Raw genomic sequence first — 19,446 nt, 5'->3', positions numbered from 1 at the left:
CCTACTCCCCGACCGGGCCGAACAGCGCCCGGTCGAAGCTGGGATTTGGCCCCACCAGTTCGGCCCCGCCGAGTTCCGCCAGCACCTGGAACAGCCGGGCGCAGGATTGCCGCTCGGCCTCGCCGAAACTGCCGGGAATGCCGGCGCGGTAATAGTCGCGCAGCCGCGCGAATTCCGCGTCGTCGCTCGCCTGCATCAGCGGGCGGATGCGCACCCAGGCGGCATCGGAGCTGGCGAGCACGCGGTTGGCGGCGGCGGCCGCGCGCAGGAAAGCGGCAACCGAAGCCCCCTTCTCCGCCATGATGGCGTTGCGCCAGACATAGCCCACCAGCGGCGGAACCGGATCGATGCCGAGCCCGGTGACGACCTCCTTCATGTCGACCAGCCGCGTGAAGCCGCGCGCGTCGAGCCGCGCCGCATAGGGCCAGAAGGTCAGCACGGCATCGACCCGCCCGAGCGCGAGCTGCTCGCTGACCAGCGGCGCGGCGCCGAAGACCGGCTCGGCCACCTCCATCAGATCGGCGCCGAACAGCTTGCGGCCATAGGCGCGCAGCAGCAGCCAGCTCTTGTCCAGCGCGCCACCGGCCACGCCGAGCTTGCGGCCCTTGAGATCGGCCAGGCTTTTCACCGGCCCGTCCGCCGCCACCATCACCGCGCCGAGCGCGGTGGAAAACGGCGCGAAACGCAGCGGCTCGCCGTCATTGCGTCGGCGCAGCGCCCATAGCCAATCGGATACGATGAGATCGATGTCGCCCGCCTGCAGCGCCACCGTGGTGGCCTGCCCGCCGGCGAAGTCGACGCTCGCGATCGGCAGGTTCTCGCGCGTGTCGAGCCCCTCGGCGCGGATGGTCTCGACCAGCCAGTTGAGCGTGCCGAATTTCAGCGTGCCGATGCGCAGCCCGGGCAAGCGACCCGTGGCCGGCGTCTGCGCCGATGCCGGGAGAGCGCGCAGGGTCGCCGCCAAAGGCAGCGCCGCGGCCGCCGTCAGCAGGACGCGGCGCGAGAGAGCGGGGGGAGGCGTCATGGCGCGGCCTTTCCGGTGAGCGGCGGATCGAGCAGGCGGTTGCGCACGAGATAGGAGACGCCGCGAAGCCAGGATTCATCCGTATTGCTGCGAATATCGACGCTGCCGGCCCGCAGCACGGCGCCGCTCTCGGCATCGCGCAGCTGGAAATTGATGTTGAGGATGAGGTTCGACACTTTCTGCACCAGCCCGATCACCTCGATCTGCGCCCCGGCCGCGCGAGCGATGGCGAGTTCGCAGCTATTGCAGTTGCGCAGCGGAGAGGCCTCCTCGATTTCCGCCTTCCGCGGGGCGAGATCGACCAGCTGATAGCCGGCTTTGGTCAGCCGCTCGCGCAGATCGGCCGAAATCAACGCGAGCCGATGCGCCTCCTCCGGCTTGGGGCCGTTGAGGCTGGCCTCGCCGCTGGTGTCGAACAGCTCGAAGTCGAACACCGCCACGCGGGTCGCCGCCGCGCCGGTGCCCGTGAGGCAGAGAAACGCCCCCAGCACGGCGCCGATACGAGCAAGAGCGGACATGGCGGCTTCTCCCGGACGACGCGCTCATCGGCACGCTGGCGTGATCATAAGCGCAACAACGGCACCTGCAACTGCCCGGGGAAAAGTTCCCGATATCAAGACATCGTGTGCCGACCCAATATAGTCATGACCAATAGAGCTTATTAGTTTCTTATGTTTTCTATTGTGTTGAATACTTAGATCTCATTGCTTAGTGTTCCGGTACGGCGATGGGCAACAGTTCCAACAAATAGAGCCGTGGGATGGAAATGCCGATGAGAATGAAAGCGGGCGCGACCGGCGCGGCGCTGCTGGCTATGGCTTGCTTCGCGCTTCCCGCCGTCGCGCAGGAGGCTGCCCCGCCGCTCGCCGCCCCCAAGGCAGCGGCGCCGATTGCGCCCGGGCAGACTTTCAATATCGGCGTGGTGCGCCAGCTTCCCGAGCCGCCGCCCTGGGTGGCGCCGCTGCAGATGCCGCCGGACGATCTCGGCATTGCCGGCGCCCAGCTGGGTCTGCGCGACAACCTCACCAGCGGGCGCTTCCTCAAGCTGGACTACAAGCTCACCAGCGAGACCGTGCCGACCGAGGGCGATCCCCTCCCCGCCGCGCAGAAGCTGGTCGATGCGGGCAACCGCTTCATCCTGCTCGACGTGCCGCCCGACCAGCTGCTGCGCATCGCCGACGCTCTGAAGGACAGCGACGTCATCCTCATCAATGTCGGCGCCACGGATGACCGGCTGCGACAGCAGGATTGCCGCGCCAACGTGTTCCACATCGCCCCGAGCCGGGCCATGCTGACGGATGCGCTGGCGCAGTTCCTCATCAGCAAGCGCTGGCGCAACTGGTTCCTGATGGTCGGGCGCACCGACAACGACAAGCTCTATGCCGAGGCCGTGCGCCGTTCCGCCACCAAATTCGGGGCTAAGATCGTCGCCGAGAAGACCTGGGATTACGGGCCGGACGCGCGCGCCACCGCGCAGTCGGAAGTGCCGCGCGGCACGCAGGTCGGCGAATACGACATGCTGATCGTTGCCGACGAACTCGGCGAGTTCGGCGATATCCTGCCCTATAATACCTGGCTCTCGCGCCCCATCGCCGGCACGCAGGGCCTGATGCCGCTATCGTGGCATCCGACCATGGAAAACTGGGGCGCCTCGCAGCTGCAGAGCCGGTTCTTCAAGCAGTCCGGCCGGCTGATGCAGCCGCTCGATTTCCAGATGTGGGAAGGTGTGTTCGCGGTCGGCTCGGCCGGGCTGAAGACGCGCTCCAGCGATCCCGCCAAGGTGCGGGCGCAAATGCTCTCGCCCGATTACGACCTGCCGGTATTCAAGGGCGTCGCCGCCTCGTTCCGCCCGTGGGACCACCAGCTGCGCCAGCCGATCCTGCTCACGCACGCCACCAATACCGTGACGCTCTCGCCGCAGCAGGGCTTCCTGCACCAGGTCACGCCGCTCGACACGCTGGGCGTCGACAAGCCCGAGACGCTCTGCAAATTCCAATAAAATCAAACGCTTCCAGGAGGAACTGATGAAACGCCAGACCTTGCTGTCCGCCAGCCTTGCCGCCCTCGCCGGGCTGGCGGTGGCAGACGCACTGCCGGCGCAGGCAAGCCCGCGGGCCTTCGTCTCGAACGAGCGCGACCACACGATGAGCGTGGTCGACATGGAGAGCCTCAAGGTCCTGCAGACGGTGAAGACCGGTCGCCGCCCGCGCGGCATCACCGCCAGCCCGGACGGCAAGCTGATCTATGTCTGCGCCTCCGACGACAATCGCGTCGAGGTCTATGATGCCGCGACGCTCAAGCTGGTGAAGACGCTGCGCTCGGGCCCGGACCCGGAACTGTTCGTGCTGCACCCCTCGGGCAATCCGCTCTATATCGCCAACGAAGACGACAATATGGTCACGGTGGTGAATGTCGAGAATAACGACCTGATCGCCGAGATCCCCGTCGGCGTCGAGCCGGAAGGCATGGGCATCAGCCCGGACGGCAAGTACATGGTCAACACCTCCGAGACCACCAACATGGCCCATGTGGTGGACACGGCAACCAACGAGATCATCGAGAACATCCTCGTCGATTCACGCCCGCGCATCGCCGAGTTCTCGAAGGACGGCAAGCAGCTGTGGGTTTCCTCCGAGGTCGGCGGCACCGTCTCGGTGATCGACCCGGCGACCTGGAAGATCGTCAAGAAAATCTCCTTCAAGATCCCCGGCGTGAACAATGATGCGATCCAGCCGGTCGGCGTGCGCATCACCAAGGACGGCTCCAAGGCCTTCATCGCCCTCGGCCCGGCCAACCGCGTCGCGGTGGTGAACACCAAGACGCTGGAAGTGGAGAAATATCTGCTGGTCGGCCAGCGCGTCTGGCAGCTCGGCTTCACGCCGGACGAGAAGTTCCTGGTGTCGACCAATGGCAACTCCAACGACGTCTCGATCATTGATGTCGCCAGCGAGAAAGTCACCAAATCGGTGCCGGTCGGCCGTGCGCCGTGGGGCGTCGTCATCGTTCCCTGAGACGGCCATCACCACCTGACGAACCCAACGATATCTGGAGGATACGCCATGAAGCCGCCTTTCGCCGCCGCCTTTGCCGCCACGCTGGCCGCCACGCTCGCCCTCGCCGGGGCTGCCCACGCCAAGGGCGACCTCACCGTCAAGCCGACCGAATTGCCGGAGCTGACCGTCGGTCTCGGCGATTCCGGCTACGGGGTGTCGCAGAAGAAATACGAGCTGGAGACCGGCAAGTCCTATTCGCTCTCCATCAAGTCGACCGGCAAGAAGGAATGCGCCTTCCAGTCACCCGGCCTGTTCCAGAACATCTTCCTGCGCAAGGTCGAGTCCGGCGAGGCGGAAGTGAAGGCGCTGGCGCTGACCGAGATCGAATTCGAGGAGGCCGGCGACGCCGAGATCTTCTTCGTGCCGATCAAGCCCGGCAGCTTTGCCTGGTATTGCAAGGGCATGGAGGAGCGCGGCATGTCCGGGGAATTCATCGTCAAATGAGCCGTGCATTCCCTTTCGCCTCATGATCCCACTGTCCCCGGCTCCCGCCGGGGACATTTTTCCGACCGGACGATCGATGACGGCTCCGCCGAACCCGGCCTCCCGCGCGCCCGCCGCTCTCCCGGCCCTCGCCGTGACCCATGTCACCCATGCCTTCGGCACCCGCAAGGCGCTGGACGATGTGAGCCTCACCGTGCCGGCCGGCAGCTTCACCGCCCTGCTCGGGCCGAACGGCGCCGGCAAGACCACGTTGTTTTCGCTCATCACCCGCCTCTACGACAATCGCAGCGGCGGCATCGAGGTGCTGGGCGAGGATGTGCGCCGCCGCCCCGCCGCCGCGCTGAGCCGGCTTGGCGTGGTATTTCAGGCGCGCACGCTCGACCTTGAACTCACGGTCGCGCAGAATCTCGTCTACCACGCCACGCTGCACGGCATCGGCTTTCGCGCCGGGCGCCGGCGGGCGCTGGAGGTGCTGCAGCGGGCCGGCCTCGCGGATCGGGCGGACGAGCGGGTGCGCAACCTCTCCGGCGGGCAGATGCGCCGTGTCGAGATCGCCCGCGCGCTGATGCATCGCCCGCATCTGCTGCTGCTCGACGAGCCGACGGTGGGGCTCGATATCGCCTCCCGCGCCGCGCTGGTCGCGCAGGTGCGCGAACTGGTGGCGCAGGAGGGCATCGGCGTGTTGTGGGCCACCCATATCATCGAGGAGATCGCGCCCGACGACCGCGTGGTGGTGCTCCATCGCGGGCGCATCCGCGCCGAAGGCAGCCATGACGAGGTGCTGGCGCAGGCCGGTGCCCGCGCCATCGCCGACGCGTTCCTCAACCTGGTGCGCGAGGCCGATCCGGTGCCGGGGGCAAGCGCGCCATGAGCCTCCCGCCCGGCGGATTCCGGCTCTCCCTGCCCGGCTATCTCGTGTGCATGGCCGGCATCTGCTGGCGCGAGGGGCTGCGCTTTCTCAACCAGCGCGGGCGCTTTCTCTCGGCCCTGGTGCGCCCGCTGGTCTGGCTGTTCATCTTCGCGGCCGGATTTCGCTCCGTGCTCGGCGTTTCCATCATTCCGCCGTATGAGACCTATGTGCTCTACGAGGTTTATGTGACGCCGGGCCTCGTGGCGATGATCCAGTTGTTCAACGGGCTGCAATCCTCCCTCTCCATGGTCTATGACCGGGAAGTGGGCGCGATGCGCATTCTGCTGGTGAGCCCCTATCCGCGCTGGTTCCTGCTCGTCTCCAAACTGCTGGCGGGCATCCTGGTATCGGTGCTGCAGGTCTATACTTTCCTCGCCGTCGCCTGGTTCTGGGAGGTGGAACTGCCGCCGGTCGGCTATGTCGCGGTGCTGCCGGCGCTGCTGCTCAGCGGCTTCATGCTCGGCGCCATGGGGCTGGTCATGTCCTCGGTGTTCCGGCAGATGGAGAATTTCGCGAGCGTGATGAATTTCGTCATCTTCCCGATGTTCTTTGCCTCTTCCGCGCTCTATCCGCTCTGGCGCGTTCAGGAGAGCAGCCTCGTGCTCTGGTGGATCTGCACGCTCAACCCGTTCACCTATGCGGTGGAACTCATTCGCTTCGCGCTCTATGGCCAGTTCGAGCCTTTTGCCGCGCTGGTGGTTGCCCTATGTGCGCTGGTGTTTCTCGCCGCCGCCATCCTCGCCTATGATCCGTCCGCCGGCATGATGGCGCGGCGCGGCGGGCCCGAGGATGCCCGATGACGCGCGCTCGATACGGCCCGCCCGTGATGCCTGCACGATGAGCCCCGCGCCCCGTCTTCCCGCCGTGATTCCAAGGACACGTTCCATGCCGATGCCCCGCACGCTCCGTTTCGGTGCGCCGATCGCCCTCCTCCTCGCGGCCTCGCCCGCCTTTGCCGCTTCCTCGGCGGATCCGCTCTGGCCGTGCATCCAGCCGAAGGTGGCGACGCTGGCGGCCGGGCAGATGTGGGCCGGCCCGCCGATCGAGAACCTCAAATGGCGCGAGGATCGCCAGGTGGCCGATGTGGTGCCGCTGCTGATCGCCCGCCGCGTGCCGCTGGAGCAGGCGGATGCGCTGATCGGCGATTTCGCCCAGCAGGCCGGCGCCCAGAAGAAGGAGCGCCTCACGCTGCTCTTCGCCGGCGTGTTCGACGAGATCAATGGGCTGCGCACGCGCATCCTCACCGGCATCGAGCGCTATTCGCAGCACCAGATCGCCCTGTCCCAGCGGATCAAGGATGAGAGCCTGGCGCTGGCCAAGGCGAAGAAGGCGGCCACGACCGACGACGAGAAGGCCAAGGCCGCCGAGATGGAAAAGCAGGTGCTGTGGGATACCCGCATCTATGACACGCGGGCGCAGGCCGTCACCGCCGTGTGCGAGAGCCCGGTGATCCTCGAACAGCGCGCCTTCGCCCTTGCCCGCACCATCCAGGGCGCGATGGAGTGACATCCCCTGTTGCGAGGGCGTCTTTCCGGCGCCCTCGCCCGGTTCGTTGCGACGGACCTGTATTTGTGCCGCCGCCCGCCCTCACTCGCGCGGCGTCGCCGATTCCAGTGGCAGCCCCGCCCTGGCCCAGCCATCGCTGCCGGCCGGATACCAGGCGACGCCGGTATAGCCATAGGCGAGCGCCCGCTTGGCGGCGTTCCACGACATCCAGCAATCGGTCATGCAATAGAATACCAGCACCGCGTCCTTGCGGCCGGCGCTGATGTCCGTGAGGCTGCGGCGGAAATAGGCATCCATTTCCGGGCTGAGCGCGCCATAGCCGACATTGGGTAGCCAGACGCTGCCCGGCAGGTGATCGCGCTTCTTGTCGCGCCAGATCGTGCCGGCGGGAAGGTTCGCCGGCTTCACGTCGCGCGGCATCACATCGACAAACAGCGCGGCCTTGTCGCGCCACAGAGCCTGCGCGGCGGGCGTGTCGAGCACGGTTGCGCCCGTGAGCGTCGCCGGGGTGGGGGCGCGGTAGGCCTCCATGCGGTAATCGCCCGGCTCGGCGATCGGCGCCGGGGCGGCCGGGCCGGCAAGCGGCGCGGCAGGGGGCGCGACGAGCGGCGCCGGGCTCGGCTGCTGGCCGACGGCGGGGGAGAGAATCAGCAGCGCCAGCGCGAGCCCGGCCATGCCGAGCCAGGCGAGCCGTGCCAGGGGCGGTTCGGGGCGGCGGGTGCTCATCGTGTCCTCGCTCTGTCTGCCGCCCCCGCCCTCAAGGGGCCCGCTCAAGGGGCCGATTGTGGGAATCGAGCAGCGGCACGCCATAGTCCAGCAGGATGCGGTCAATCGCGCCCTGCTCGTTCTGGATGAAGGTGTTGAGCTGGTGCTTCCAGTTCAGCTCCCCGGGCCGGATCCCCAGCGTGATGCGATAGACCAGCGAGGGATCCCCCTTCTCCTTGACCAGCGGCATGACGCTCAGCGGCTTGGCCGAGGCGCGCGCGTAATAGCCGCCGATGGGCCCCCACAGGATGCCGGCATCGATCGTGCCGTCATTGATATCGGCGATCATCGCCTCGGCCGGGCTTTCGAAGCGCCGGTCGACCATCAGCGAATAGGGCCGCGCCGCGCCCATCAGCCCGTTGCGGGCCAGCAGGTCTCCCGGCGGGGTGCCGGCCACGACGCCGATCCGCCGGCCCTTGAGCCGGGGGTCCTCCAGCGTGTCGACGGCCGCGAGGTCGCCGTCGCGCGGCGTGACCAGCGCCCAGGCCGAACGGTAATAGGGGTTGGTGTTCAGCACCGGATCGCCACCGGCCACATAGCCCATCACCAGATCGCAGCGCTTGGAGCCGAGGGTCATGCGGTAGAAGCCGGTCGCTTGCGGAAACCAGGTGTAGTCGAGCGTGAGGCCGAGCTTCTGCGCGAGCAGCTCGGCGATCTTGTTCTCGAAGCCCTCGCCCTTCTCGTTGGTGAAGGGCATGTTGGCCGGATCGGCGCAGACCCGCAGCGTCGAGCGGTCGACAAGGTCGGAGACCTGCGCCCGGGCCGCCGACAGGCCGCCAAGGCAGAGGCCCGCGACGGCGGCGAGGCCGAGGCCCGCAAGCCCTCGCACGGCGAAACCCGCGAACCGACGCATCATGTCAGCCCGGACGTCCGAAGCACTGGTTCTCATTGGCGGTATATGCCTTCGTCTTGTCCTCGCGCTTGCTCGGCCGCTCGCGGCCCAGCGTGCCGTCGGCACGGGCCTTGAGATAGACGTAGATGTCGTCGAGGTAGCACATCACGTTCTTGTTCTCGCCGAAGGCCGGCATCACCTGATCCGCCGTGCCGACGCCGATATTCTTCTTGCCGTTGACCACGATTTCCATGAACTGGGCGTAGGTCAGGGTCTTCAGCGAATCCGCGAGCGCGGGAGCGTAGGAGGAGCCCATGCCGTCGGGGCCATGGCAGACATGGCACTCGGCATGGTAGCGGCGATAGCCGCTATAGGTGTACCAGTCCAGCGTGCCGTCAGGGGCGATGTTGTAGGTCGGATCGCCGTCCGGCAGCGTGTACTTGCCCAGATCGTCCTTCTCCTTCGCCTCGGTTGTCGGCTTGGCGGCCGTGGTGTTGGCATCCTGCGCGTGCGAGGGGGTCGGCAGAACCAGTGCAGCGGACACCACGGCGCCGAGCACCAGGGCGGACAGGCGGGCGGATGCCGGCAGGATGCCGGAAACAAGCCATCCGCGAGCGGAATTCGTCATGAAATCAGTCTCCTGAAGCCCCCCGGCGGGGCGATAATCCGGATTCCGCGCCCGGAGAGGAGCGAAGTCGGGACCAAGAATTTTTCTAAGATTCTCATAAAGACAGATATCCCGAGACGGCGGGGCCTGGCGTACCGGACAAACCGGCAGCCAGGCCCCTCGTCGTCAGGGAAGATACGGGGCCGGTGAAGCCGGACCCGCCCTCCGTCATCTCGTCAGTTCGGCAGTGCGAAGACCGTGAGCTGGCCACCCAGGTTGGTGTAGCTGGACAGCGCCGCATAGCCGCCCACCGCGCCAAGGCCGGCATTCGGGTCGGTCAGGCCGGCCGCAAGGCCGATGCCCGCCCAGCCACCGACACCCGACAGGATGGCGATGTACTGCTTGCCCTTGTGCTCATAGGTGGTGACGTTGCCGATGATGCCCGACGGGGTCTTGAACTTGTAGAGTTCCTTGCCCGTCTTGCTATCGACCGCCTTCAGGTAGCCTTCCAGCGTGCCGTAGAACACCACGTCGCCAGCCGTGGCGAGAGCGCCCGACCACACCGAGAACGGCTCGGGGAGCGACCACACGATCTTGCCCTTGGTGTTGTCCCAGGCGATGAAATTGCCCATGCCGCCATGGCTGTTGGGGGCAGGATACATCGACAGGGTCGCACCGACATAGGGCTGACCGGCGGTATAGCTGACGCGGAACGGCTCGTAGTCCATGCAGACATGGTTGGTCGGCACGTAGAACAGGCCGGTCTTGGGCGAGAAGGCCGCCGGCTGCTGGTCCTTGGTACCCAGAGCCGCCGGGCAGATGCCCTTGGTGTTCACGTCTTCGCCCTGCTGGGCCGTCGAATACTTGGACACAACCTGCGGACGACCAAAGGTCGGGCTGCTGCGGTCCATATCGACCTTTGTCGCCCAGTTGACGGCGGGGTCGAACTTCTCGGCCACCAGCAGGTCGCCCGTCACGCGGTCCAGCGTATAGCCGAAGCCGTTGCGGTCGAAATGGGTGAGGAGCTTGCGATCCTTGCCGTCCATCTTCTGATCCGTGAGGATCATCTCGTTGACGCCGTCATAGTCCCACTCGTCGTGGGGGGTCATCTGGTAGACCCACTTGGCCATGCCGGTATCGGCGTCACGCGCCCAGATGGTCATGGACCACTTGTTGTCGCCGGGACGCTGGGACGGGTTCCAGGTGGAGGGGTTGCCGGAACCGTAATAGACGAGGTTGGTCTCGGGATCGTAGGAATACCAGCCCCAGGTGCAGCCGCCGCCGATCTTCCACTGATCGCCTTCCCAGCTCTTCAGCGAGGAATCCTTGCCGACCGGCTTGCCGAGATCGGTGGTCTTCTCGGGGTCGACCAGGATGTCGCTGTCGGGGCCGATGGAATAGCCGCGCCAGACCTGCTTGCCGGTCTTGGTATCATAGGCGGTGACGTGGCAACGCACGCCGAATTCGCCGCCCGAGATGCCGACGATGACCTTGTCCTTGACCGGCATGACGGTCGCGGTGTTGGTCTCGCCCTTCTTCGGATCGCCGTTGACCACCGACCACTTCTTGGCGCCGGTCTTGGCGTCGAGAGCGACGAGCGTGGTGTCGGCCTGATGCAGGAAGATCGTGCCGTCGGAATAGGCAAGGCCGCGGTTCACGGTATCGCAGCACATAACCGGGATGACGTTCGGATCCTGCTTCGGCTCGTATTTCCAGATGATACGGCCGTCATTGTTCAGGTCGAGCGCATACACGATGTTGGGGAACGGCGTATGCACGTACATCACGTCGCCGATGATCAGCGGGCCACCTTCGTGGCCGCGCAGCACACCGGTCGAGAACGTCCACGCGACCTGGAGCTTGCCGACATTGCCAGCATTGACTTCGTCGAGCTTCGAATAACGGGTATTGGCGTAGTCACCAGTCTGGATGCCCCATTGTTTGGGGTCCTTGATAATGTTCATCAGCCCATCATTGGCCACGGCGGGCCAAGCATAGGCGGCCGCAGCCGTAACGAATGCTGCTGCAAGAACCTTGCGCATGCCTTTCTCCTCCTGAACGATCCTCCGGAACCACCCTACGGGCGGCCCCCTCGCGGCTTGTTGCCGTTCTGAGCTTATGTTTTCGGCAGCGTGTCACGACCGGCTGGGGGAGAGGCAGCCGGATCTTCACGGGGGCCCTCGCCCCAAGCTGGCCTACGAACCGGATCAAGGGATTTCCCCCTTGAAAGCCGTTGAAGCCGAAAACATGAGGAAGGCTAATCCGAATTCCAGCAACGCGCAATAAGAACTCTTATGAGAAGGAAGTCTTATTATGATCTTCTCGCAATTGCGGTCAGGTATAAAATATACCAGATTACTCTTCGCAGTGCAGCATAGGATGGCACCAAGAAAAAGCGTTGATCTTTGGGCCTATCCGGCTGCGTCAACCATGCGGCAGCGCAGCATTCACTCCCATTCCAGCTCGTGATAGGCGGCGATCGCGTTGCGCGCGTTGAATTCGTCGAACAGCGCCCAGCGCCCGCTCTCACCTTGCGCCACCGCCTGCGGCGCTTCGCCCATCGCGCCGCCACGGGCGATGAGGGCGCGCGCGTCGGCGAGGAGCCGGCCAAGATAGCGCCGCTCGTCGGCGCTGGCCTGCGGCCAGGGCACCTGCGCCGGTCCATGGCCGGGCACGGCGCGCGCCGCCGCTTCGCCGTCAAGCCGTTGCAGCAGGGCGAGCCACCCCTTGAGGCTGCCGTCGAGGGTCGGAACATGGCCGATGAACACCAGATCGCCCATCACCCAGGTGTCCGTCGTCTTGTCGCGAATCGTCAGGTCATTGTCGGTATGGGCGGTCGGGTGTGCCTCCAGAAGCAGCACCCGGTCGCCGAGATCGAGTTCCATCCGTTCGGTGACGAGGAGGTCCGGCAGGACGATTCGCGTGCCTGCCGCCATGTCGCCAAGCATCCGGCGGGCCTGATCGAGATAGGTGTCGGTGCGCACCGAGAGCGCCCGCGGCAGCTTGTAATGGCCGACGAAACGCACCCCCTCGCCCTCGAACGCGGCATTGCCCAGCGTGTGGTCGGGGTGCATGTGGGTGTTGATGACATAGCGGATCGGCCGATCCGTCGCCGCACGGGCCGCGGCGAGCATGCGCGCGCCGGCCAGCCGGCTGTTGCCGGTGTCGATGATCGCCGCCGCGTCACGGCCGACGACCAGCGTCATGTTGGCGATGGCGCCCTGGTTTTCCGGCGCCACCAGCGCATAAGGCGCCCGGTAGACGAGAATTCCAGGCGCCACTTCCTCGAGCGGCAGCGGCTCGGCCTCGCGCGGCGCGGCATCCGCCGCAACGGGCGCGCGCGAATCAATCACCGCCCCCGACGCCAGAGCGGCGCCGAGGAGGAGAACGCGACGACGATCCGGCACGTCTTCGACCGACATGGTCGGGCCTCCGCTTCCCTCAAGGGGAAGCAGCCTCCGGCTACTTCTTGGTGCCGTCGGCGTTGAAGGTGCTGAGATAGGCGATCAGGTCGACGCGATCGGTCTCCTTGGGCAGGCCCGCGAACACCATCTTGATGCCCGGCAGGTAGGCCTTGGGATTTTCCAGGTACTTATCGAGAACTTCCGCGGTCCACGTATCGCCCTTGGCGTTGTGTTCCTTGAGTGTCTCGGAATAGTTGAACCCTTCGATCGCGCCCATCTTGCGATCGACAATGCCGTTCAGCTCGGGACCGACCTTGTTCTTGGCGCCCTCGCCTACGGCGTGGCACGCCATGCACTTCTTGAAGACATTGGCACCCTTTGCAGGGTCGCCCGCCGGGCTCTGGGCAAGGGCGGCCGTGGTGCCGAGCACAATGAGGGCGGCGGAAATGGCGAAGCGATTCATGGCGTCCTTCCAGGCAGAGATCGTTTGAACGCGCCGTCACACGCGGCGCTTGGCAAGTGGCTTAATCCTCAGTCGCGAGCATAGCGCGCTCGTTAGAATGATCCTAGGGCCAGAAAGGTCCAGTCCGCCGCGCCGATTTGGCCCGCGCATTTCGTCGCGGCGCCACCGGTCCGCAGCCGGCAAAACGGCGTGGATTCTGGCGTGGATCATACCCGACATGAGCGCGAGAGCGCTACGGGCGGGCATCGGCAGGCGGTGCTTGCGGCGAAATATCCCACCTCGGCCGATGACGGCGCGGGCATCGGATCGCCCGGCGGGCCGGCGCTGCCAACGGCCGGCAGCCCGGAACAGCGATGCCCGCCGGTCGCGCCGGCCGGCACTCAGCGGGCGCCGGGCAAAGCCCGTGCGACGGCCGGCGCGTCGGCGAGGAGATTATGCCGCGCGAAGAAACGGTCGAGTTCGCGCGGCTCCGGCGTCTGGCCGGTATAGATCGCGACATAATCGGGAATTCGGCGCACGCGGGTGTTGATGTCCTCGTCCGACTTCATCGAGATATAGCCGATCTGGACGAGGTAAATGGTGCGTGCGTGCACATCGGCCGGCAGCGGCTCGAGGCCGAAGCGCATGAACATCTCGGCTAGCGCGGCGATCCGCGCCTCGTCCGCCCGGCGCACCTCGACGGCGATTTCGGGGGATTGCAGAGCCCAACTGCGGATGGCGAATTCAAACTGCGAATCGAAGAGTTCACGGTCGAGCCAGCAGTCGAACACGTTGAGCACCGCCTCGACGAGGGTCTCGGCATAGGCGCGCGAGCGGGCGACCAGATTGTCGGTATTCTTGGCCCGCCACCGGTCGACCAGCGCGTCGAGCAGTTGCTCGCGGTCCTTGAAGAACCAGTAGAAGCTGGTGCGCGAGAGCTTGAGCTTGCGCGCCAGGGGCTGGATGCGCACAGCCTCGACGCCGCCCTCCACCAGGCTGGCATAGGCGGTTTCCAGCCAGACCTCCGGTGAGCCTCTCCATCCCGTTTCGTTCAAAATGGGCACTCCGCACCTCGACATCTGCCGGCCCGGCGAGGGCCGGCAGAGCGTTCGTTTCGTTTGCCCGCCGGCAGGGCCGACGCGGCATGCGTACGGCTATTCCCAGCCGATCGGGGCCGCAAGTGGCCGCAGCCCCGATCGGAATCGTTCAATTCACGACGCGCGGCTCGCCCACGTCGGTGCCCGACGGATCAAGGCCGTTGGCCTTGAGAATCTCCTTGAGCGCGCCGCTCTTGTGCAGTTCCTGGATGGACGCGTCGAGCGCCTTGCCGAGATCGGTATTGGCCTTGGTGTAGAGCAGGTTCGCCTGCGCGGCCTGGATCGAGGACTGCACGCGCGGGTCGGGCTCGGCCACCTTGATGATGATGCCGGCATAGCCGCCCTTCTTCTGGGCGTAGGCGCCGGTGCCGAAGCTGTCGACGGCCACATCGATGCGGCCGGCCTCAAGATCCTGCGCCAGGGCGACAGGGTTCTGATAGAGCTTCAGGTTCGAGCCGAGCAGCTTCTGCAGGTCGGCGACCCACAGGAAGCCGGAGACGGTGCCGACCTTCTTGCCGACCAGATCCTCGACCTTGGAATAGCCGGTCTTGGAATAGATACCCATTTGGTCGAGATAGGTCGGCCAGGAAAGGCCCAGCACCTTGGCGCGCTCGGCGGTGCGGTACCAGTCGCCGGCGGCAAGGTCCGCCTTGCCCGAGAGCACGTACTGGATGGTGGCGGCGGGATCGACCACCGCGGCAACGACCGTCAGGCAGTTCTTCTCGGCGAACTTCTTGGCGATTTCGCCATCGACGCCGCCGATCTTGCCGTCCGAGGAGGCGGTCGAGAAGGGCGGATATTCATAGATCGCCACCGTCAGCTTGCCATCGGCGACGGTCTTGAACGCGTGCGCAGGGGTGCAGGCCTGCGCGGCGACGGCCGACGCCGTGAGGGCGACGGTCAGGGCGGCCAGCCCAACGATGCTGCGGATGCGGAGAGTCGTCATTTCTTGTTGTCCCTCTGGATCATAGTTTTGAAACGCGGTTCAGGCATGGGCACCCAGTTTGCGCTCGAGAGCGCTGACTGCGATGGTCGCGGGAATGCAGATGGCGGCGTAGAGCAGGCCCGCCAGGACCAGGATCGGCATGTAGCGGAAGGTCGTGGAGCCGATCAGATAGGCCTGGCTGACAAGCTCCGGCAGCGCGATGGCGAAGCACAGCGAGGAGGCCTGCAGCATCAGGATCGAAAAACCGAGCAGCGCGGGCACGGAGACGCGCAGCGCCTGCGGCAGGATCACGTAGCGCAGCGCGTCGAGATGGTTGAGGCCGATCGCCTCCGCCGCCTCCTTCTGGCCATGGGGCACCGCTTCCAGCCCGGCACGGATGATCTCGCTGGTATAGGCGCCGGTGCACCAGGCCAGCGCGATCACCGCCGAGGCGAAGCTGTCGAGCGACAGCCCCGCATTGGGCAGGCCGAAATAGGTGAACTGCAGCAGGATCAGCGCCGGCGCGCCGCGCCCCACCTCCACCACCACGATGGCGATGCCGCGCATGGGCTTCGACCGGGACTGCACCGCCAGAGCCAGCATGAGACCGAGCGGAACGCCGATGGCGAGCGAGACGCCCGTTACCTGCACGCTGACCAGGAGACCATCCAGCATGGCCGGCAGGTGTTCGAGCCAGAAGTCGACCAGATCGTTCATCGGGCAACCCTCGCGCGCAGGTGCAGGTCCGCCCAGCGCGAGGCCCAGGCGATGGGCAGGCTGAGCAGGATGTAGAGCAGGCCGGCGACGGCGTAGACATCGAGCCCGCGGAACGTGCGCTGCGAGACATGCGACGCCTGGAAGGCGATTTCATGCACGCCGATGGTGGAGGCGATGGCGGAATCCTTCAGCAACCCGATCGCGTAGCTCGCCGCCGAAGGCAGCGCCACCCGGAAAAGCTGCGGCCCGAGGACATCGAAGAAGCGGTGATAGGTGGAGAGCCCCAGCGCCATCGAGGCCTCCGACTGGCCCGAATGGATGGCCGACATGGCGCCGCGATAGATCTCCGCCATGTTGGCCGCCGTGATCAGGCCGAGGCCGATCGCCGCCGCCTGGAACGGGTTGAGCGAGACAAAGCCGGTGTCGAGGCCGAAAAAGATGAAGAACAGCCAGACGATCGGCGGGATGGCGCGCAGCGTCAGGATCAGCGTGTTCGCCACCATGCGCAGCACGACCAGCTTCGACATCCGCATGGCGCAGAGCGGAATGCCCAGCACGACGCCGATCAGCAGCGCCACGGCCGTGAGCGCGATGGTCCATGGCACGCCCGATACCATGGTAAGGAGCATGTCCTGCGTCATCGATCTTTCACCGCATGCAGAAAGCGCTGGGCGCGTTCGGTCTGGGGATTGCGCATCACCGTGCCGCTCGGGCCCTGCTCGACGATGCGGCCGTCGGCCATGATGATGACGCGGTCCGACACGTTCTCGGCGAAGCGCATCTCGTGGGTGACGACGATCATCGTCATGCCGCCCTCGGCCAGTTCGCGCATGACCGCCAGAACCTCGAGGCCGAGTTCGGGATCGAGCGCCGAGGTCGGCTCGTCGAACAGCATGATCTGCGGATCGAGCGCCAGCGCCCGCGCGATGGCGATGCGCTGCTGCTGCCCGCCCGAGCAGCGGCTGGGAAATTGCTGCGCCTTGTCGGCAAGGCCGACGCGCGCCAGCAACTGCATGGACACTGCGTCCGCCTGCTCGCGCGTGCGGCCCATCACCCGCTCCTGAGCCAGGCTGACATTGCGCAGCACGGTGAGGTGCGGAAACAGGTTGAAGGACTGGAAGACCATGCCGATGTTGCGGCGCAGCGCCATGAGCTCGCGCCGTGTCGGCGTGTGGCCCGCCTCGATGGTGGTGTCGCCGATCGTGACGCGGCCGGTGGTCGGCGGCTCCAGTTGGTTGATACAGCGCAGCAGCGTGCTCTTGCCCGATCCGCTGGGGCCGATAATGGCCACCACCTCGCCGGCGGCGAGACTGAGATCGATGTCTTCGAGAACGACATGGGTGCCGAAGGTCTTGCCGATCGCGTCAAGCCGTAGCAGCGGCGGCCTGGACGCGACGTCCGCCTGTGGGATCGAGGAAGAATTGAGGCTCATCGGTTCTCCCGGATACGACACCGCCCGATGCGGCTGAGTTCGGCTCACCAGCATGAATCGTGCCTCTCATGCCCGCCCGTCGCGGCGCGGCGACAGGCACCGTCCGAACGCGCATGCCTCTTTCAAGGCATGCCCGTCCAAGCGGCAATTCCCAGCACGCTAAGCGAACTTCCGGACATCGCGCAAGCGTAGAATGTACGTGACAGTTGAAAAACTCGACACCAATGTATACTCGCGATCGGCTGCCGTTCCCGACTGTCCGCATCGCTCAAGGCCGTGACGAACAGAGGGTCAGTTCACGATGGCAAGCCGCTTCCCCAAAATGCTTGCACCAATCCGACTTCGCGGCAGAACGCTGCGGAACCGGGTGGTGTTCGGGGCGCATACGGCCAATATGGCGGAGGACGGCCTGCCGGGGCTGCGCCATGTCGGCTATTACGAGGAGCGCGCCCGTGGCGGCGCGGCGATGATTGTGGTGGAGCCGGTGCCCGTGCATCCGGCGGCGGTTCTGACGCGGGGCAATTTCCGCCCCGGCGACGACGCCATCATCGAGCCGTTCAAGGCGGTGACACAGGCCATCCAGCGCCATGGCGCGCTCGCTATCCAGCAACTCTACCATATCGGCAGCCACGGCGATTCCGACCTGTCCTATCATCCGCACTGGTCGCCCTCGGGCATGCCGAGCTACCATGACAGTGACGGCTCCCACGCGATGAGCGAGGCGGAGATCGAGGAGACGATCGAGGGCTTCGTGCAGGCCGCCCGCCGCGCGCAGGCCTCCGGCTTCGACGGCGTGGAAGTCTGGGCCGCCTATCACGGCTTCGTCGACCAGTTCTGGACGCCCTGGTCCAACCGGCGCGAGGACAGATGGGGCGGCTCGCTGGAAAACCGCACCCGCGTCTCGCGCGAGATCCTCACCCGCATCCGCGCGCTGTGCGGCGAGGATTTCATCATCGGCCTCGCGGTCAATGACGAGCCCGATGTCGAGGTGGCGCTGCAGAAGCGCGACCTCGCCGAGATCGTCCGCCTGCACGACGAGCAGCAGCTGATGGACTATGTGACCTGCGGCAGCGGCTCCTATTTCGACTTCTACAAGATCATCCCGACCTTCCAGTATCCGGAGAAGCTCGGCGTCGACCTCGCCAGCACGCTGAAGAAAGTGGTGACGCACGCCCTCGTCACCGCCGAGAGCCATATCCGCACCCCCGACAATGCCGAGACGGTGATCGGCGAGGGTTCGGCCGATCTGGTCTCGATCGTGCGCGGGCAGATCGCCGATCCGCACCTCGTCAACAAGGCGGCGGAGGGCCGGCCGGAAGATGTGCGCGGCTGCCTGTCCTGCAACCAGATGTGCTGGGGGCGGCGCTCGCGCGACTACTGGATCAGCTGCCTCATCAACCCCTCCGCCGGACGCGAGTTCGAGTGGGGCGGCGACCGCTTCACACCCGCCGCGCGGCCGCGCCGCGTGTTCGTGGTCGGCGGCGGGCCCGCCGGACTGGAGGCCGCGCGGGCGGCGGCCGAGCGCGGTCATCGCGTGGTGCTGGCGGAAGCCTCGGACAAGCTGGGCGGGAATTTCCGCCTCGCCGGCCTGCAGCCGCGCCGCGCGCAGATCACCGACCTGATCGACTGGTACGAGCGCCAGTTGACCAAGCTGCAGGTGGAAGTGCGACTCAACACCTATGTCGAAGCGGCCGACATCACCGCGGAGGAGGCCGACATCGTCATCCTCGCCACCGGCTCGGTCACGCCCGATACCGGCTTCCAGAAGGCGTTCCCCCAACTTGACACCATGCCCGGCTGGGAGCGCGGCAACGCCGTCTCGATCGAGGCGGTGATGGCGCGTCAGGCGCGGCCGGGCAAGCGCGTGCTGCTGCTCGACGAGGCGGGCGGCTGGCGCGGCTGCGGCACGGCATGGAAACTCGCCGAGGACGGTCATGAGGTGACGCTGCTCACGCCCGACCCGATGGTGGGGCGCGAATTGCAGCGCACCGCCGCCGATGGGCCGCTGCGCCGCACGCTGAGCCGGCTCGGCGTGACCTTCGTGCTGGAATCCTCGATCCTCGAATGGCACGGCAACGGCGCAACGGTGATTTCCCACCTCGACGGCAGCCGACGCTTCATCGAGGCGGACACGCTGGTGACGGCCACCACCAACATGGCCGCCGACTGGCTGGCGCGCGAGCTGCGCGAGGCGGGCCTGCCCTTTGTCGAGATCGGCGACGGCGCCGCGCCCCGGCAGGCGCCCTATGCCATCTATGAGGGCCGCAAGGCCGCGCTGGCGATCTAGG

Annotated in this window: 20 protein-coding genes; 7 read left to right on the top strand and 13 right to left on the bottom strand. The window is 66.3% G+C overall.

The genetic code is table 11. The features are described 5' to 3' along the window. Position 1: 1 nt before the first annotated feature. Together QOZ99_RS04770 and QOZ99_RS04765 are read right to left on the bottom strand one after the other, a co-directional pair. Positions 2-1,024, bottom strand: a complete 1,023-nt coding sequence (locus QOZ99_RS04770) for an ABC transporter substrate-binding protein (protein ID WP_306888807.1) — start codon at positions 1,022-1,024, stop codon at positions 2-4. Further along, entirely contained in the window at positions 1,021-1,542 is a 522-nt protein-coding gene (locus QOZ99_RS04765) for a DUF3280 domain-containing protein (protein WP_306888806.1), read from the bottom strand. The genes QOZ99_RS04770 and QOZ99_RS04765 overlap by 4 nt, the downstream gene beginning before the upstream one ends. A 254-nt stretch (positions 1,543-1,796) precedes the next feature. Between QOZ99_RS04765 and QOZ99_RS04760 the strand changes: the two genes are divergently transcribed. The 6 genes from QOZ99_RS04760 to QOZ99_RS04735 all read left to right on the top strand — a co-directional run bounded on the left by QOZ99_RS04760 (position 1,797) and on the right by QOZ99_RS04735 (position 6,937). Continuing rightward, positions 1,797-3,023 (top strand): lanthanide ABC transporter ABC transporter substrate-binding protein PedA1, encoded by a 1,227-nt coding sequence (locus QOZ99_RS04760; protein WP_306888805.1) that lies wholly within the window; start codon positions 1,797-1,799, stop codon positions 3,021-3,023. Positions 3,024-3,048: 25 nt separating this feature from the next. Continuing rightward, positions 3,049-4,035 (top strand): PQQ-dependent catabolism-associated beta-propeller protein, encoded by a 987-nt coding sequence (locus QOZ99_RS04755; RefSeq protein ID WP_306888804.1) that lies wholly within the window; start codon positions 3,049-3,051, stop codon positions 4,033-4,035. Between the two features lie 48 nt (positions 4,036-4,083). Further along, a complete protein-coding gene (locus tag QOZ99_RS04750) occupies positions 4,084-4,521 on the top strand; it encodes a cupredoxin domain-containing protein (protein ID WP_306888803.1) in 438 nt (145 codons plus the stop codon). Between the two features lie 76 nt (positions 4,522-4,597). After that, the gene (locus QOZ99_RS04745; RefSeq protein WP_306888802.1) at positions 4,598-5,392 is read left to right on the top strand and encodes a lanthanide ABC transporter ATP-binding protein PedB/LutE; all 795 of its coding nucleotides are present in this window, start codon (positions 4,598-4,600) and stop codon (positions 5,390-5,392) included. Continuing rightward, a complete protein-coding gene (locus QOZ99_RS04740) occupies positions 5,389-6,231 on the top strand; it encodes a lanthanide ABC transporter permease protein PedC (RefSeq protein WP_306888801.1) in 843 nt (280 codons plus the stop codon). Before QOZ99_RS04745 ends, QOZ99_RS04740 begins: the two co-directional genes overlap by 4 nt. An 85-nt stretch (positions 6,232-6,316) precedes the next feature. After that, positions 6,317-6,937 carry a hypothetical protein gene (locus tag QOZ99_RS04735; RefSeq protein WP_306888800.1) on the top strand — a complete coding sequence of 207 codons (621 nt, stop codon included), beginning with the start codon at positions 6,317-6,319 and terminating at the stop codon, positions 6,935-6,937. 81 nt (positions 6,938-7,018) lie between these two features. On the opposite strand, the gene QOZ99_RS04730 is transcribed toward QOZ99_RS04735, so the two are convergent. The 11 genes from QOZ99_RS04730 to QOZ99_RS04680 form a co-directional block, all read right to left on the bottom strand. Beyond that, positions 7,019-7,663 (bottom strand): PQQ-dependent catabolism-associated CXXCW motif protein, encoded by a 645-nt coding sequence (locus tag QOZ99_RS04730; RefSeq protein ID WP_306888799.1) that lies wholly within the window; start codon positions 7,661-7,663, stop codon positions 7,019-7,021. 31 nt (positions 7,664-7,694) lie between these two features. After that, positions 7,695-8,558, bottom strand: a complete 864-nt coding sequence (locus QOZ99_RS04725; RefSeq protein WP_306888798.1) for a substrate-binding domain-containing protein — start codon at positions 8,556-8,558, stop codon at positions 7,695-7,697. A 1-nt stretch (position 8,559) separates the two neighbouring features. Next, positions 8,560-9,162, bottom strand: a complete 603-nt coding sequence (locus QOZ99_RS04720; RefSeq protein WP_306888797.1) for a c-type cytochrome, methanol metabolism-related — start codon at positions 9,160-9,162, stop codon at positions 8,560-8,562. A gap of 215 nt (positions 9,163-9,377) precedes the next feature. After that, positions 9,378-11,183 carry a lanthanide-dependent methanol dehydrogenase XoxF5 gene (xoxF5, locus tag QOZ99_RS04715; RefSeq protein ID WP_306888796.1) on the bottom strand — a complete coding sequence of 602 codons (1,806 nt, stop codon included), beginning with the start codon at positions 11,181-11,183 and terminating at the stop codon, positions 9,378-9,380. Positions 11,184-11,588: 405 nt separating this feature from the next. After that, complete coding sequence (locus tag QOZ99_RS04710) at positions 11,589-12,563, bottom strand: quinoprotein relay system zinc metallohydrolase 2 (RefSeq protein WP_306888795.1); 975 nt, start codon at positions 12,561-12,563, stop codon at positions 11,589-11,591. A gap of 40 nt (positions 12,564-12,603) precedes the next feature. Continuing rightward, entirely contained in the window at positions 12,604-13,008 is a 405-nt protein-coding gene (locus tag QOZ99_RS04705; RefSeq protein WP_306888794.1) for a c-type cytochrome, read from the bottom strand. Positions 13,009-13,388: 380 nt separating this feature from the next. Then, positions 13,389-14,066 (bottom strand): TetR/AcrR family transcriptional regulator, encoded by a 678-nt coding sequence (locus QOZ99_RS04700; RefSeq protein WP_370876792.1) that lies wholly within the window; start codon positions 14,064-14,066, stop codon positions 13,389-13,391. A gap of 127 nt (positions 14,067-14,193) precedes the next feature. Beyond that, complete coding sequence (locus QOZ99_RS04695) at positions 14,194-15,030, bottom strand: substrate-binding periplasmic protein (protein ID WP_306888792.1); 837 nt, start codon at positions 15,028-15,030, stop codon at positions 14,194-14,196. A gap of 39 nt (positions 15,031-15,069) precedes the next feature. Further along, a complete protein-coding gene (locus QOZ99_RS04690) occupies positions 15,070-15,726 on the bottom strand; it encodes an amino acid ABC transporter permease (RefSeq protein ID WP_306888791.1) in 657 nt (218 codons plus the stop codon). After that, entirely contained in the window at positions 15,723-16,367 is a 645-nt protein-coding gene (locus QOZ99_RS04685) for an amino acid ABC transporter permease (RefSeq protein WP_306888790.1), read from the bottom strand. The genes QOZ99_RS04690 and QOZ99_RS04685 overlap by 4 nt, the downstream gene beginning before the upstream one ends. Beyond that, on the bottom strand, positions 16,364-17,158 hold the full coding sequence (locus QOZ99_RS04680) for an amino acid ABC transporter ATP-binding protein (protein ID WP_306888789.1): 795 nt from the start codon (positions 17,156-17,158) through the stop codon (positions 16,364-16,366). The genes QOZ99_RS04685 and QOZ99_RS04680 overlap by 4 nt, the downstream gene beginning before the upstream one ends. A 301-nt stretch (positions 17,159-17,459) precedes the next feature. Here QOZ99_RS04680 and QOZ99_RS04675 point away from each other — a divergent pair, with 301 nt between their 5' ends. Then, positions 17,460-19,445 (top strand): oxidoreductase, encoded by a 1,986-nt coding sequence (locus tag QOZ99_RS04675; protein ID WP_306888788.1) that lies wholly within the window; start codon positions 17,460-17,462, stop codon positions 19,443-19,445. Position 19,446 lies beyond the last annotated feature (1 nt).

It is taken from the genome of Ancylobacter amanitiformis, assembly GCF_030814815.1.
In the GTDB taxonomy this organism is placed as follows: domain Bacteria; phylum Pseudomonadota; class Alphaproteobacteria; order Rhizobiales; family Xanthobacteraceae; genus Ancylobacter; species Ancylobacter amanitiformis.
The sequence above is the reverse complement of the archived record's forward strand: the minus strand, read 5'-3'. Positions and strand labels throughout refer to the sequence as shown.